Below are 14,050 nucleotides of genomic sequence, written 5' to 3'. Positions count from 1 at the left end.
AATAATGATGTAATGCTAAAAATATTGGTTTCATTGTATTGAATTATGATGCAAATGTAGGATTTATTTTTAAAATCCAAAGTTTTTTTAAATAATTTTTTGATAAAGTTCCATCAGATTCTTGGCAATGGGTTCATCATTGAACTGTTGGACAAACTCAAAACCCCTTTCCTCACGGCGTTTTCTTTCGGATTCATTTTCCCACAAAAATTTGATTTTGGCTTTGATGTCAAACTCATTGTTTGGATCAATATATACCGAATCTTTTCCTCCTGCTTCCGGCAAACAACTTGTATTGCTGGTTACCACTACTGTTTTGGAGAAAAGTGCTTCTATGATAGGAATTCCAAAGCCTTCAAAGAAACTTGGATAGACAAAAATATCTGCCAGCTTATAAATCATAGCAAGTTCATCCATAGAAACTCCCTCCAGAAACTGCACCTGTGTTTCCATTTTATTTTTTTTCAGGAAGCTTTCTATTTTTTGATAATATTTGGTTTTTTTTCCTACTACAACCAACGGAATTCCGGTGTCTTTGATCGCTTTTACTATATTCAGAAGGTTCTTACGATCTTCAATGGTTCCTACATTCAGAATGAATCTTTCAGGAAGTTTGAATTTGTCTTTAGCCCCCTGAATCTGTTCCGCAGACTGTTGTTCTTTAAATGCTTTATGACAGCCTTGATAAATAACTTCAATTTTACTTTCAGGGACTTTTAAGAACTCGATAATGTCTCTTTTCGTCTGTTCTGAAATCGCAATGATCTTATCTGCCATATCAGCCGCTTTTTTAAACTTCCAAAAGTGGATTTTACGATCAAAAAAAGAATAATATTGAGGATATCGTACAAAGATCAGATCATGAATGGTAACGATCTTTTTAATCGGTTTCTGATCCCATTTCAAAGGCAATTCACCAGATAAGCCATGGAAAATATCTGCCCCTACCTTTTGGGCATCTTTTCCCATTTTCAACTGGCGTGAAAACTTTCCTTTTGAGGTTTCTATAAACTTAACATTGGAGCGTTCAAGAATGTCTTTTCCACGCTCAGACTTGTTCTTGTTGAGCAGCAGATATTCATTGTCCGGTTCATATTGAGAAAGTATTCTTACCAGATCTCTTGAATAATTACCTAACCCTGAGGTGTTATGGAAAAAACGTTTTGCGTCAAAAGCAATTTTCATGCGTGTACCTGTTTTTGAAATTCTTGAAAGGTACCAAAGGTATGACCTTTTTCTTTAAGCCATTCTACAAAGGCATCAAACCTTGCCACCATATCTTTCCCGGAATTTTTCACCGTAAAACCAGGCAATTTGAATGCTTCATCCTTAATGGATGAGAATTCCCAGGGATGAAAATAAATATTCAGATACTTATCTTTTTTCAATACATCAGCTGCCAGCTTTTTATAGAAAGCTAAAGGGAAATTGTGAAAGCTTAACCAGAATAAGGGAATTCTGAAATTCGGTGAAACAGAAGCCGGAACCTGCATGACATTTCCTTCATTAAAGTAAGTTCTTGAAACTTTAAGGTTGTTATATCTTCCCGGTAAAAACGTAGGATTAATGGATGAATTGTATAAATATCCTGCTTTTTCCACTTCTTTTTCATCTACCTGCATCATTCTCGGCATTCTTAATCCGGTCACTTTTGTGGAGAATAACTCTTCCAGTCTTTCTCTGGATTCTTTCAGGTGTTTGTCTTCAAATTCTGAATGAAACCAAGTATGAGAAGCCAATTCATGTCCTTCGTTTAATAATCTTTCAATAAGATGTTTGCTGTTTTCTGCAAAGACTACGGTAGAAAAAAAGGTTGCTTTTACTCCGTGTTTTTTAAGAATATTTAAAATATTTTCAAGTCCGTGCTGAGATATAGAGATTTGTTTATCAAAAGAGATCTCTCCTTTATATTCTAAAGGCATGTCAAACTCCTCGATATCAAAACTTAATAAAACCATTTAAAAATTTTTGTTTTTTATAATATAATTAGGTCTTTCTTTAACCTGTTTAAAGATCTTACCTAAATAAATGCCAATGATTCCCAGGATAATCAGTTGCAGCCCTCCAAAGAATACAATGGTCATAATTAACGATGCCCAACCTGAGATTTCAGTATGCACCACAAATGAATGGATAACATAAGCAACATATCCAATCACTGAAAGCAGTGAAAATAAGAACCCCAGATAAGCCGCTAAGTAAAGAGGTTTAACACTAAAAGCAGTAATTCCTGTAAAGGCAAATTTGAGCATTTTTTTCAGGTTATAGCTGCTCTCTCCTGCTAATCTTTCTCCCGCTGTAAAGTCTATTCCGATTTGTTTGTAGCCCATCCAGCTGGTTAGTCCTCTTAAAAACAGATCATCTTCTTTGAAGCTTCTCATAGCTTCTACGGCATTGGCATCCATCAATCTGAAATCAGACCCACCTCCTTTGGTAAGATTGACATCTGAAAGACTGGATAAAAGTTTATAGAACACATCTGAAGTTTTCCTTTTAAAATAAGAAATCTGTTTAGGGTAAGTTCTTACCGTATACACAATATCATATCCTTCTTCCCATTTCTTAATCATTTCAGGAATCAATTCAGGGGGATGCTGAAGATCTCCATCCATTGAAATTACCGCATTTCCATCTGCATAATCCATTCCGGCTTTTACTGCCGGCTGGTGTCCAAAGTTTCGGGAAAACTCAATAAATTTTACTTCTTCATACTTTTGTGACAGTTCCTCTAACTTCTTCTGTGTGTTATCTCTGCTTCCGTCATTCACAAAAATGATTTCAAAGGTATAATTCTTCAGTTCCGAAAAAACTTCTTTTATTTTTTCATGAACTAAAGCAACATTCCCTTCTTCGTTGTGGGCAGGAATAACAATAGAAATTTTCTTCATACATTAATTTAAAGTGTAGTCCTTTTCAAAATCTTTGGTCATCAATTCGTAAATAACCCTCAACCAAACTACAATACAAGGTACGGCTTTCAAAGAATATTTAATGATATAATTTTGTTTGATAAATTTCGGAAATAAATCTGATGGTGAAAAACAAGTAAGAATAATAACAAATACCAATAACCCAATAATAAAAGGCGTTTTTTCTTTCTGAAGGGTAAACCAGATCATTACTCCTGCTACTGCAATAATATACGTTGGTGATTCTGAGCCTGAACTGAACAGTACTAAAAACAGTAATGTAGAAGCTAGAATCATCAATTGAAATGCATAGTTCTTGTATTGCTTGATTCTGATATATGGCAATGCAAATAATGGAACACCAAAAGCTAAAAAAGTAAGATTGGAAATGGATGCATCACCCAAAATTCTTCTTACAAATCCCATTAATGATATATCCTGCATATTTCCCAATATCTGATTATCATTGTTTTTTGAAATCAATGAGGTTGCCCAGTCTGAATAACTCTGAATTACAAACTGTGGACTGGAGTAAATCATCGGAATGCACAAACACAATACAGCAATAACAATTCCTGAAAGAATAAACTTTACCTTATTTTTAATAAAGAAAAACTGTGATAATCCTACAATTCCATAAAGCTTTACAAAAATCCCTACTACAATAGCAGTAGCCGACTGTACTTCTTTTCTTTCATAAATGAACGTTGCGGACAGCATTAAAAGCCCTACCAATGCTACATTGAACTGCAAACTTACAGCAGCCGTGATAAATTCCTGCAGACATAACAAAGCAAAAAGTGCTTTTTTAGCATCCGAAAACGGAAGTTTATGAATGGCATATAGAAAGATCGCAGTATTGGCAACATTCCATAGGGCAATTCCCATCCAGTCCGGCATTACTGCAAAAGGTGCGATCAGTAAACTGAAAAAGATCCCGTAATGGTTCATGTCTGAATAAAGCTCAGGATATCGTAAATACAGATTTTTTTCATCGATAGTATTGAAAAATACACCTTTGAAAATCAAATAGTTATTAATCGCCTGAGGCCCTCTGGAGAATTTAGAAAGCGCAGTAGCTATGGCTACAATAATATAAACCCCAAATATATATTTAGGGTTTAATAATATTTTAAGAAATTTTTCTTTCAAAATAAGTGGTATTAGTTTAAAAACTTAATCTTAAACAGCTACATTATTGTCTCTCAATGCATCATTAAGAGAAGTCTTTTTATCTGTAGACTCTTTTCTCTGGCCAATAATTAATGCACAAGGAACCTGATATTCTCCTGCTGGATATTGTTTTGTATAGCTTCCAGGGATTACTACAGAACGGGCAGGAACTCTTCCTTTAATTTCGATAGGCTCACTTCCTGTTACATCAATGATTTTTGTAGATGCTGTTAATACAACATTAGCTCCCAATACCGCTTCTCTTTCTACATGAACTCCTTCTACAACGATACATCTTGAACCGATGAAACAATCATCTTCAATGATTACCGGAGCGGCCTGTAATGGTTCTAATACACCACCGATCCCAACACCACCACTCAAGTGAACGTTTTTACCGATCTGTGCACAACTTCCTACTGTTGCCCAAGTATCCACCATTGTTCCTGAATCTACATAAGCACCAATATTTACGTAAGATGGCATCATAATTACTCCTGAAGCAACGAAAGAACCTTCTCTAGCGATAGCATGAGGAACTACTCTTACTCCTTTTTCCGCATAATTTTTCTTTAAAGGAATTTTGTCATGAAATTCAAATGGACCTACCTCAATAGTTACCATTTTTTGGATCGGGAAATACATTACTACTGCTTTCTTCACCCACTCATTTACCTGCCAACCGTTCTCCGTAGGCTCAGCTACACGAAGTTCTCCGGAATCTAATAAAGAAATAACCTCTCTGATCGCTTTCTGGCTGTCTTCATTTTGTAATAAGTCTCTATTATCCCAAATGTTTTCAATAGTTTGTTGTAACGACATGTTTCTTATTTAAATTAGTTTGAAAAATTATACGCGCCAAAGATACAAAAAAGTTCAGCAAAACGATTTTTAAGTTTCTGCTTTTAAGAGAGGCTTAGCATGCGTCCAACCCTCTTTTTATAAGTAAGATAAGTGGAACCATGCTGGCTTAGCAGATGTTCTTCTTCAAGACGGATCTGAATCTGCATTAAAATACTTCCTATTATTGCTAAAGAGAAAGCAATCACAGTGGGAGAAGCAAAGAAAAACCCAATAAGACTCACCGTCATTCCTAAAAATATTGGATTTCTTGAGAATTGAAATAATCCGTTCGTAATAAGTTCTGTCTTCATGCGCTCGTCTATACCAATCCGCCATGAATCTTTCATTTGAAGCTGAGCAATTACTACCCAGATAAAGGCAAAAACCATCAATCCTATTCCAACGTATTGAAACAGATCAGAATCTAATATTTCTATTTTAAAATCCATGACTACGCTTGGAAATAATAAAGGCCATATTGTATAGATCCATAATACGGCTAAAATGAGTTTGAAATACAAGCCAACCAATGCGTAAGCTGAATCATCGTTTGGTAGAACATTAGGGCTCTTTCCTATCTTCTTAGCGACAGCAATGCTAATTCCAAGAAATGAAACTAAAAAAAATAGAATAAAATAAGTAGGGATAAAGAATCTGATAAAATCTGTCATGGTTAATTTATTTATGGCAAATTTCAAGGATTTCACCATGCAATACTATTGCAATATTTTTTCCAAATAATTCCCATTACCAACAAGTAGATTTTACAAAATAGCAGGTAATGTAATCATTCCTAAAAATTCCATTTACATTCAGTATAATAATTGAAGGCATACATAACCTCTCTGCCAGAAGGATTTCAAAAAATTCTCTGAATTCTTAATGGGTGGGTTTCCAAGGATATTTCTTAAGTTTCAGCTAAATTAAAATAAAGTATAATCTACTTTACAACACAATACATAATTTATCTAAACTATAGATTTAACAGCTTCTTTTCTTTTTTTAAACTCAGTCAGACTCATTTGATGCTTCTTTTTAAAGAACTTATTCAAATGACTTTCGTCTGAAAAGCCAAATTCAGTAACAATTTCATTGATCCTCATATCACTGAAAAGGAGCCTATGTTCAATTAATCTCAATTTATAATTCAGAATATAATGGGTAATGGTTTCTCCACATTGATTTTTAAAATAGCTACCAAGATAGGTTTCAGAAAGACCAAATTCCCTGGCAATCACAGAGACTTTTAAAAGTGCCGGATCGTGGATATTCCCTTGGATATGGTTAATAATATCCATTATTCTTTTATCTGTATTGGACGCCACATGCTCCACCCGCATTTTTGAAATATTTCTTGCCGCAATCACAATGAGTGCATTCACATAATGCAGCGTAAGTTCCTCTTGATAAAGATCAGGGTGATGAATGCCATGAAGGAGTGAAGCTATAATTGACTCTACCAAAACAACATCAGATTTATTTTGTAAAATACAGCCGGAAAGATAAGAAGCTCCATACAATAAGCATCCTATTGAATTAATATTATTCCATTTGTAATCCTTTACATAACGCTCACTGAACTTTACAAGCAAAAGCTCTGTTTTCTCTTCAATTTCCAAATGATGTAGATCATCTGGTGTTAGTAATATCAAACTGCCTTTACTATACGAAGCAATATTATTGTTGATGGTAAAGGAACCTTTTCCGGAAATAACATATACAATCTGAAAAAAAGAAAATTGAACTCCTTTTAAGGGGCAGCTTTCTGTTTGATGATATTCCACCTTTACCAATTGATCTATATTTTCTCTTTTCATAGGACAAAATTACTTAATTATCATTAAAATATACTGATTTTTTACAATTTTTCTGTCCAAATTTGCCATATCAAAATTTTTAAAATCAATGAAAAGATCAATCTATGTCCTGGCGTTGGGAGCTTTCGGCATTATTACCACTGAGTTCGGGGTTGTGGGTATTCTTCCTACAATCAGCAGACAATTCGGAGTATCTATAGATACAGCAGGATGGCTACTGAGTGCTTTTGCCATCACCGTTGCTGTTTCTTCGCCATTTATTACTTCAATCACTACCAAAATAAACCGTAAATTTCTTCTATGTCTTGTGATGAGCATATTTGTAATTTCAAATCTTATCTCTGCTTTTTCTACCAATTTTACCATGCTTATGTTTGCCCGTATATTGCCTGCAATACTGCACCCGCTTTTTTGGAATATTTCCATTGCTATTGCATTCAAAGAAAAAGGTGCAAAAGGAGTATCTACAGTAATGCTTGGATTAAGTCTTGCTACCGTCCTTGGCATTCCGATGACGACTTATGCAGCAGATCTTTTCCATGACTGGAAGGCTTCATTTTTTCTGAGCAGTGCCATTAGTTTAATTGCATTTATTGGATTATTAATTTTCATCCCCACCATGCCTGCGGAAAAGGAAAAATCTCAACAAAATCAGCTAACCATATTGAAAAATCCTTTTTTATGGATCAACCTGATATCTACCATTGGTACATTGGCTGCCATGTTCTCTAGTTATACTTATCTTACTGCTTATCTTGAAGAAATTACCAAAATGAATGGTGCACAGATCAGTATTATGCTGCTTCTTTTCGGAGGAATGGGAACTATTGGCAACTGGCTTATGGGATTAGCTTTAAGCAGGAATGTAAAGCTTACAACAAGGCTATTTTTACTACTTCTTATTTCAGTACAAGTTCTGGCTTACTTTATGGGTGGAATTTTTATTTCGATGGTCATCATTGTGTCTTTTTGGGGAATGATTCACACAGGTGGTTTTTTGGTTTCCAATATCAGAACTACACAAAACATTCCTCATCATGCCCTGGAATTTGTTAACAGCCTACTTACATCCTCTTTTAATATTGGAATTTCATTAGGTGCATTTCTTGGAGGGATAGTAAGTTCCTATTATGGCGTTCAACATGTTCTTTTTGTAAGTGTTTTGCTTCTTTCCGCTACATTTTTACTGAGCTTCTTTTCTTTTCCTAAAGACATTACAGCAGATGAAAATGATGAAGAAAAGCAGCTTATGACACCTGTTTGTGAACATATTTAATTCATTTTATATATTTAGAAAGCAACCCTTTTTTCAATGGGGTTGCTTTTTTATTAGGTTTTGGCTAAAGCCAATGGAATTAATTTTTAACATTAAACGGGCTAAAGCCCAGTTCTATTGAATTGATATTCGAAATGGTGATACATTGAATAGTACATTTACACTTGATCTCATTTACGATAAAATAACACTAAATTTTACTTTGAAAATTTGATATTATTCAAGGATCACAGCTTTTTTAGCATCGATTTTTAGAGCATCATTTTGTTGATAGCATCAAGAAGACAGTCTTTATAACTTTTAGCAACGGTAATTTTTAGATGTCCGCATAACAATTGATTATCTTCAAAAGATTCAATATTGGTTAAGTTAACAATATAAGAGTTATGAACCCGCATGAATTCTTCCGGCAGATTTTCGATAAGATCTTTGAGTGTTCTGTAATAGATGTATCTGTTTTGGTCTATAGTATGCACTTCCACATAATTACCTAAACCTTTGATGATATTGATATCCTTAAAAAAAAGCTTTACCAGCTTTTTATCTGTCTTAATAAAAGCAAATGTTCTGTTCTCCATTAGAATTATTATAAAACCCTTTGAGCATGAAGGTAAGCTTTATTCCAGTACTTTTCGTTCAGGGATGAGATAATAACTCCTTTTGAAGTAGAAGCATGGATGAATTTCACTTCCCCATCTGGGCCAATATCATGAACAATCCCGACATGAGATACTCTACTTCCTCCAGCGGTAGCAAAAAATAACAGATCACCGGGTTTTACATCCCTGATATCAATATTCTTTCCTGCTGCAGCCTGATCGGATGATCTTCTTGGAAGGTTAAAATCATTTTCTTCAAAAACCTTTACCGTAAATCCGGAACAATCGAAGCCTGAAGATGTATTTCCTCCAAATCTGTATGGAGTGCCTATGTATTTTTCGGCATCTTTTAAGACATCATTGATGGATCTTGAAACCTTCCCATCGAATTTGGAATCCAGTTTTCTTAGATTTTCGGATTTCACTACTGTTTTGGAACCTGATTTCCTATTAGAAGAAACATTTTTTGAAGATCCACAAGACACTACAAAAGCAGATGCAATCAGTAATACAGAAAGCTGCTTTATATTCAATTTTTTTTCAAATAATCCTGATCCCATACTCGTCTGATTTTTACTTGATTAACGATTGATGCACAAATATACATTTTATATTTTAATTATAATATAACTATACTACAACTATATGATAAATATATGTTAAAATTTTGATTTCAGTTATTTATTGCTATATTTGAAATTCAATTTTGGCGATATGGCAACATATGAAAGTCTCATCAAGATTAAAGGTTCCGTAGGTGACCTTGTTTTTTATACTCTGAATGGAAAAAATGTAGTTCGGAAGAAAAGCGGGTTCAATAAAACGGCTTTTAAAAAGGATCCGTCTTATGAAAAGGTAAGGCAGAACAGTTCTGAATTTGGGCATTGTTCAAAAACCGGAAAAATCATTAGAAACAGCCTTGATCTTTATCTTAAAGAAACAGGAGATACCCTACTCTACCAGAGTTTTGCCAAGCTAATGACTGAAATTAAGAATTTGGATCCCGTTTCTGAAAGAGGAAAACGGACAGTTGAGAACGGTGTAAAGACTGAGAACGGAAAAAAACTTTTGAAAGCTTTTCAATTTGGAGAAATAAAGAATGTATGGCTGGAAGCAGAACGTCAGGATCACACCCTTCATCTAAAAAGAAATAAAATGGATAGAGGAACGCTTATTACCTTAAAGCTGGATTCAGAACATTATACTGTTGAAAAAGCTGAAGAAGATCTGTTTTTGAACGAATCTCCTATCTCTTTCAAAAAATATTTTTCAGATGATGATTTTGTACTTTATTTTATGATAATGAGAAATGAGAATAATGAAATTTCCCACATGGGATTTATATAAATAAAAAAAGCCTGCAATTGTGCAGGCTTTCTGATTGTTATTTCTTTTCTCCGCTCCAGGTTCCGTATTGTGCCGGAGTTGGGAGGGTGTTTGACCAGCTTCCATTTCCTTTTTTATCCGGATTAAGTTTTCCTTTGAATTCTCCTTTTGACGGAAGACCTACCGTTCCTACCAGATCTCCACTATTACTCAAATTACCGGAAATATTATAATTCTCACTACTTACGTCAGAATGCATCGTTCCTGATACTTTCCCTGTTTTATCAACCACAAAATTCCACACTCCTTTATCACCTCCTTCATAAGTTCCAGACCATGTTCCTACATAATCATAAATGGTATCATCATCTGAACTGCAGCCGATAAATAAAAATGCCGTTAGTAAAAGTAAAAAAAGTTTCTTCATAGTTTCAGTAGTTTTATAACCAAAAAAATCCTGTTATTCTCTATGCATTATATTCAGAATATCCTGTTATAGAGAATGAGCTTAATATTTATTATTTTTTATTTCGTGCAAATCTACTAATTTTTTATTCAAATTATCTGAATTTTAATGAGTAGACAATATTTTTGTTAAAAAGCAACACATTTCGGCTAAAATACAAATATTTTTCAAACAAAATTTAATAACATAGAATTTTGAATTAATGTTTAAAACTTATTATTTAAAATATTAATCAATAATCAAATTTTTCGATATAATTTTAGATGTAACATATTTTTAATTAGTTTTTTATTCTTCATTAATACATATTTCTTACCTTAGTGAAAAATTATAAACGTATCTAAAAAATACCATGAAAACAAAGACTTTTTTTTTGACAGCACTTGCTTTGTGTAGTTTCGCAAGTGCACAAGTTGGAATTAACACATCAACCCCAACAAACACGTTGGATGTTAATGGATCGGTGAGAGTAAGAGGGCTTTCAAATCCTGACAATAAAATCGTTGCTGCTAATGCACAGGGAGTTCTAATGCTCATCTCTCCTGAAGAGATTTTTGCTCCTAAAGCTTTATTAAATACTTCCATGGCTTCCACTGAGCAAAGATTCACAGTATATGAAGGAAAATGTTTTCAACCTACAGACAATGCTTCTTCCTGTACTGTTTCTTTAAATCATTATACTTCCTGTGCAGGGTTTAGCAATCCCGTAGATACACAAGTAGTGGTGGGACAAAGTATTAATACAGCTAACGGGCAATTCTTAGGTTCATGGACAGCCCGATATATTGATAACAAAGGATTTTCAAATACTGCTGCTGTTGCCAACCAAACAGCACCGGATTATCCCAGAATTTCTTATCCGAGTGCTAATTCTGTAAATTATTTAGGAAGTGGAAATTTTAACGGGCAGTGCAATACGGATCTGGTGACAACTATTAACCAAACCACTGGAGATATAAAAATAGAATCTGTAAAGAGAAGTATGTATGCCCATCTGGTATATCTTCTTTCGGTAGCACGTTCTAGAAGCTTATAATAAGACATTCAATATAAATTAATAAATAAACCCAGTGAAATATTGCTTCTCTGGGTTTTTAATTTCTGTTTAAATTAATCGGCTGGGTTTATTGAGTCCAGAGATTTCTCAAAAATATCAACCCTTATTCTGGGATTATTTAACTGTTTTTCCTTCTGCAATGGGAATTGTAATTAAGAAGGGAGCACACTGTAGCATATAGAAAACGAGATACTATTAAAAAATGGTAGTTTGGCGAAATAGAAAATAAATTATTCAAGTTACTTCGCCCACTACCAAATTAAAAAATAATAATTTGAGACCAACAATACTATACTGCTAAATAATATTGGAAACGAATTTCGAGTAATCAAATCTAAAAATCTTTTATTGGTTGTGAGCTATATAAATTATTCCATTTATTATTCTTTTTATTAATTTTCAATGTAGATACTTTATTGTAAGAGTTGAAGCATTCGAATCGCTGGATAGTTTAGTCTTTTTCATATATTTAATTATAGAAAAAAAAACTTTATGGAGGATTTTAAAATTGAGCCTTTTTTGCATAGTGAGAATAGTGTTCATTATATCACAACAAAAGGAATATCAGATCTTATGTTGACCAGACCTACTCAACTTTTTCAACCTCACAAAATATTATTTAACTGTATTCATCTTTTTTGTGAAGGTGAAGGAACAATTAATATTGATTTTAAAACAATAGATATTAAGGAGAAACACATTTTATTTGCTTCCCCAAACCAGATCTGCCAATTTAATACTCCAGTTAATTATAAAAGTAAGATCATGATTTTTACTGAAGGTTTTCTTTGCCAGAACAGTACTCAAACTCAATTCTATAGCGAGACCAGTTTATTTAATGACCCTTTGAATATACGATATTTGAATTTAGAAGATCGGTTTGAAGAAGTATTAACTTTATTCGATTACATAAAAAGTGAATTGGCTAGACCGTACAGGGATGTACAGAGTACTATATTAAATAACTATTTGTTTAACATACTTCTGATTGCGGAGGAAATATCCATGAATTCTAAAATTAACCTGGACTTTTGTGGGGATAAACTTTTAGTGGCTAAGTTTAAATCTTTGGTAAATAAAAATCTAAATGGGCATTTAAATCTTGATTATTATTGTGAAGAATTGAATATAACTATTCGTACACTTCAGAAAGCGTTTCTTAAAGTGGAGAAGGAAACCCCAAAACAGTGGTTAATTAATAGGATGATACTAGAGATTAAAAGAAATCTGATGTATAATAAATTAAATGTTAGTGAGATTTCTCACAATTTGGGGTTTAAGGAACTTACTAATTTTACTAAATTTTTTAAGTCAAAAACAGGGTTAACTCCAACGCAATTTAGGAAATCAATACAAAAATAGTTTTTATTAAATGAACCTGAATCTGGTTACTTATTTCGCTATACAAATGAAAAGTATGAGAAATTGAATACTGAGGGAATAAATCATTTAGCTATTATTTAGCATTTAATTTAATTGTAAAACTAAGCAATAGAAATAAGACACATAAAACTTCCTGAAACTTATGAAGGTGATTTGCTAGATTTTTACGTTCGAACAACTGTAAACCTTGCCCAAGTTTTAAAGAAAACTTATGAGGTGAGTTTTTATCATTTTTTTACGCTTTTCTATCATAATGTATATCAGTAATTAATCTAATTTTGTGGCTCGAAATAATTTTTTTTCATCATTTGTGTTTTTATCTCCGGCTCTCCCGGAGATTTTGTTTTTTTAAGGAATAGCAAAAGCATGCAATAAGAAGCGAAGTTTTCAACAAATTACTGATCAATAAAACTCTCGTCCACTACTGTAAATTATTGCCAATTGACAGGGTCAAACTTAATTTACAACAGTTTGAAGAATAAGAATTCTTATGGATATTTCCGCTGCAGCCTTGCAAAACCTACCTATATCCAAGAAAATAGAATGTAAAAAATAGTAGGTAACTATTTACTAAGATAGAACCGATTTATTCAACCTATTTGTGATTTTTTTATAAAAAAATCCTACAAAAAAATAAATTTTGCAGGATTAATCAATTTTTAGAGTATTTTGAAAACTTTTTCAAATACACTCAGTGGAGAATACGGGATTCGAACCCGTGACCTTTTGACTGCCAGTCAAACGCGCTAGCCAACTGCGCCAATCCCCCATTTTTGAAGCGGTACAAAAGTAAGTATTTAAATGATATGAGCAACTATTTGTATGAATATTTTTGAAATTTGAAAGCTTAATAGCGTTTTTAATGCTTAAGACTATAAAATATTGTATTAATTGGGGGTTTTATTAGAATACTTCAGTTGTAATTCTATCTACGATTGCAATAAAACTATTTTTTAAAAGGTCTGATGGATAGATGAATTGTTCTCCATTATCGTTTTTAACAACAATAGCTGCTTGCTCATTGTTTAAACATCTGTCAATTTGTTCCTGCATTTCATTAAGTCTTCCAGGAAGTATATTCAATGTATATTTTCCCGTAGAATGGGTAATCTGAACAATTTTTTCTTTCATGATAAAAATTTAATTCTTTCAAAGATAACTTTTTTCCCTTAATTGGGAGGGGTTATATATGGTAATAGAT

15 protein-coding genes and 1 tRNA gene are annotated in these 14,050 nt (G+C 33.1%); 4 read left to right on the top strand and 12 right to left on the bottom strand.

Annotation, left to right across the window (positions count from 1 at the left end; all coding sequences use genetic code 11):
• Positions 1 to 87 precede the first annotated feature (87 nt).
• The 7 genes from EL260_RS13035 to EL260_RS13005 all read right to left on the bottom strand — a co-directional run bounded on the left by EL260_RS13035 (position 88) and on the right by EL260_RS13005 (position 6,742).
• A complete protein-coding gene (locus tag EL260_RS13035) occupies positions 88 to 1,185 on the bottom strand; it encodes a glycosyltransferase family 4 protein (RefSeq protein WP_123855765.1) in 1,098 nt (365 codons plus the stop codon).
• Complete coding sequence (locus tag EL260_RS13030; RefSeq protein WP_123855764.1) at positions 1,182 to 1,958, bottom strand: polysaccharide deacetylase family protein; 777 nt, start codon at positions 1,956 to 1,958, stop codon at positions 1,182 to 1,184. Before EL260_RS13030 ends, EL260_RS13035 begins: the two co-directional genes overlap by 4 nt.
• Positions 1,959 to 2,888 (bottom strand): glycosyltransferase family 2 protein, encoded by a 930-nt coding sequence (locus tag EL260_RS13025; protein WP_123855763.1) that lies wholly within the window; start codon positions 2,886 to 2,888, stop codon positions 1,959 to 1,961.
• A 3-nt stretch (positions 2,889 to 2,891) separates the two neighbouring features.
• Positions 2,892 to 4,061 (bottom strand): glycosyltransferase family 87 protein, encoded by a 1,170-nt coding sequence (locus tag EL260_RS13020; protein ID WP_123855762.1) that lies wholly within the window; start codon positions 4,059 to 4,061, stop codon positions 2,892 to 2,894.
• A 30-nt stretch (positions 4,062 to 4,091) separates the two neighbouring features.
• Positions 4,092 to 4,904, bottom strand: coding sequence for a 2,3,4,5-tetrahydropyridine-2,6-dicarboxylate N-succinyltransferase (locus tag EL260_RS13015; protein ID WP_123855761.1), 813 nt, complete (start codon positions 4,902 to 4,904; stop codon positions 4,092 to 4,094).
• 83 nt (positions 4,905 to 4,987) lie between these two features.
• Positions 4,988 to 5,596, bottom strand: coding sequence for a methyltransferase family protein (locus EL260_RS13010; RefSeq protein WP_123855760.1), 609 nt, complete (start codon positions 5,594 to 5,596; stop codon positions 4,988 to 4,990).
• Positions 5,597 to 5,893: 297 nt separating this feature from the next.
• On the bottom strand, positions 5,894 to 6,742 hold the full coding sequence (locus tag EL260_RS13005; RefSeq protein ID WP_185145910.1) for an AraC family transcriptional regulator: 849 nt from the start codon (positions 6,740 to 6,742) through the stop codon (positions 5,894 to 5,896).
• Between the two features lie 88 nt (positions 6,743 to 6,830).
• Between EL260_RS13005 and EL260_RS13000 the strand changes: the two genes are divergently transcribed.
• Positions 6,831 to 8,018 carry an MFS transporter gene (locus tag EL260_RS13000; RefSeq protein WP_123855759.1) on the top strand — a complete coding sequence of 396 codons (1,188 nt, stop codon included), beginning with the start codon at positions 6,831 to 6,833 and terminating at the stop codon, positions 8,016 to 8,018.
• A gap of 251 nt (positions 8,019 to 8,269) precedes the next feature.
• On the opposite strand, the gene EL260_RS12995 is transcribed toward EL260_RS13000, so the two are convergent.
• Positions 8,270 to 8,596 (bottom strand): LytR/AlgR family response regulator transcription factor, encoded by a 327-nt coding sequence (locus EL260_RS12995; protein ID WP_123855758.1) that lies wholly within the window; start codon positions 8,594 to 8,596, stop codon positions 8,270 to 8,272.
• An 8-nt stretch (positions 8,597 to 8,604) separates the two neighbouring features.
• The gene (locus tag EL260_RS12990; RefSeq protein WP_123855757.1) at positions 8,605 to 9,177 is read right to left on the bottom strand and encodes a C40 family peptidase; all 573 of its coding nucleotides are present in this window, start codon (positions 9,175 to 9,177) and stop codon (positions 8,605 to 8,607) included.
• Positions 9,178 to 9,331: 154 nt separating this feature from the next.
• On the opposite strand from EL260_RS12990, the gene EL260_RS12985 reads away from it, so the two are divergent.
• The gene (locus EL260_RS12985; RefSeq protein ID WP_123855756.1) at positions 9,332 to 9,964 is read left to right on the top strand and encodes a hypothetical protein; all 633 of its coding nucleotides are present in this window, start codon (positions 9,332 to 9,334) and stop codon (positions 9,962 to 9,964) included.
• Between the two features lie 37 nt (positions 9,965 to 10,001).
• Here the strand turns inward: EL260_RS12985 and EL260_RS12980 are convergent, their stop codons facing one another.
• Positions 10,002 to 10,370 carry a hypothetical protein gene (locus tag EL260_RS12980; protein WP_123855755.1) on the bottom strand — a complete coding sequence of 123 codons (369 nt, stop codon included), beginning with the start codon at positions 10,368 to 10,370 and terminating at the stop codon, positions 10,002 to 10,004.
• A gap of 391 nt (positions 10,371 to 10,761) precedes the next feature.
• Here EL260_RS12980 and EL260_RS12975 point away from each other — a divergent pair, with 391 nt between their 5' ends.
• A complete protein-coding gene (locus tag EL260_RS12975; protein ID WP_123855754.1) occupies positions 10,762 to 11,445 on the top strand; it encodes a hypothetical protein in 684 nt (227 codons plus the stop codon).
• A 513-nt stretch (positions 11,446 to 11,958) separates the two neighbouring features.
• A complete protein-coding gene (locus EL260_RS12970; protein WP_123855753.1) occupies positions 11,959 to 12,828 on the top strand; it encodes an AraC family transcriptional regulator in 870 nt (289 codons plus the stop codon).
• Between the two features lie 716 nt (positions 12,829 to 13,544).
• On the opposite strand, the gene EL260_RS12965 is transcribed toward EL260_RS12970, so the two are convergent.
• Together EL260_RS12965 and EL260_RS12960 are read right to left on the bottom strand one after the other, a co-directional pair.
• Positions 13,545 to 13,618 (bottom strand) — tRNA-Ala (locus EL260_RS12965).
• Positions 13,619 to 13,752: 134 nt separating this feature from the next.
• On the bottom strand, positions 13,753 to 13,980 hold the full coding sequence (locus tag EL260_RS12960) for a glyceraldehyde-3-phosphate dehydrogenase (protein ID WP_123855752.1): 228 nt from the start codon (positions 13,978 to 13,980) through the stop codon (positions 13,753 to 13,755).
• Positions 13,981 to 14,050: the final 70 nt, after the last annotated feature.

It is taken from the genome of Chryseobacterium nakagawai, assembly GCF_900637665.1.
GTDB lineage: Bacteria > Bacteroidota > Bacteroidia > Flavobacteriales > Weeksellaceae > Chryseobacterium > Chryseobacterium nakagawai.
The sequence above is the reverse complement of the archived record's forward strand: the minus strand, read 5'-3'. Positions and strand labels throughout refer to the sequence as shown.

What these genes read in the sequence shown, in the direction of transcription:
- EL260_RS12960 (WP_123855752.1), bottom strand. Translation starts at nt 13,980, where the DNA reads ATGAAAGAAAAAATTGTTCAGATTACCCATTCTACGGGAAAATATACA.
- EL260_RS13035 (WP_123855765.1), bottom strand. Translation starts at nt 1,185, where the DNA reads ATGAAAATTGCTTTTGACGCAAAACGTTTTTTCCATAACACCTCAGGG.
- EL260_RS13015 (WP_123855761.1), bottom strand. Translation starts at nt 4,904, where the DNA reads ATGTCGTTACAACAAACTATTGAAAACATTTGGGATAATAGAGACTTA.
- EL260_RS13030 (WP_123855764.1), bottom strand. Translation starts at nt 1,958, where the DNA reads ATGGTTTTATTAAGTTTTGATATCGAGGAGTTTGACATGCCTTTAGAA.
- EL260_RS13025 (WP_123855763.1), bottom strand. Translation starts at nt 2,888, where the DNA reads ATGAAGAAAATTTCTATTGTTATTCCTGCCCACAACGAAGAAGGGAAT.
- EL260_RS12990 (WP_123855757.1), bottom strand. Translation starts at nt 9,177, where the DNA reads ATGGGATCAGGATTATTTGAAAAAAAATTGAATATAAAGCAGCTTTCT.
- EL260_RS13000 (WP_123855759.1), top strand. Translation starts at nt 6,831, where the DNA reads ATGAAAAGATCAATCTATGTCCTGGCGTTGGGAGCTTTCGGCATTATT.
- EL260_RS13005 (WP_185145910.1), bottom strand. Translation starts at nt 6,742, where the DNA reads ATGAAAAGAGAAAATATAGATCAATTGGTAAAGGTGGAATATCATCAA.
- EL260_RS13010 (WP_123855760.1), bottom strand. Translation starts at nt 5,596, where the DNA reads ATGACAGATTTTATCAGATTCTTTATCCCTACTTATTTTATTCTATTT.
- EL260_RS12980 (WP_123855755.1), bottom strand. Translation starts at nt 10,370, where the DNA reads ATGAAGAAACTTTTTTTACTTTTACTAACGGCATTTTTATTTATCGGC.
- EL260_RS12985 (WP_123855756.1), top strand. Translation starts at nt 9,332, where the DNA reads ATGGCAACATATGAAAGTCTCATCAAGATTAAAGGTTCCGTAGGTGAC.
- EL260_RS12995 (WP_123855758.1), bottom strand. Translation starts at nt 8,596, where the DNA reads ATGGAGAACAGAACATTTGCTTTTATTAAGACAGATAAAAAGCTGGTA.
- EL260_RS12970 (WP_123855753.1), top strand. Translation starts at nt 11,959, where the DNA reads ATGGAGGATTTTAAAATTGAGCCTTTTTTGCATAGTGAGAATAGTGTT.
- EL260_RS12975 (WP_123855754.1), top strand. Translation starts at nt 10,762, where the DNA reads ATGAAAACAAAGACTTTTTTTTTGACAGCACTTGCTTTGTGTAGTTTC.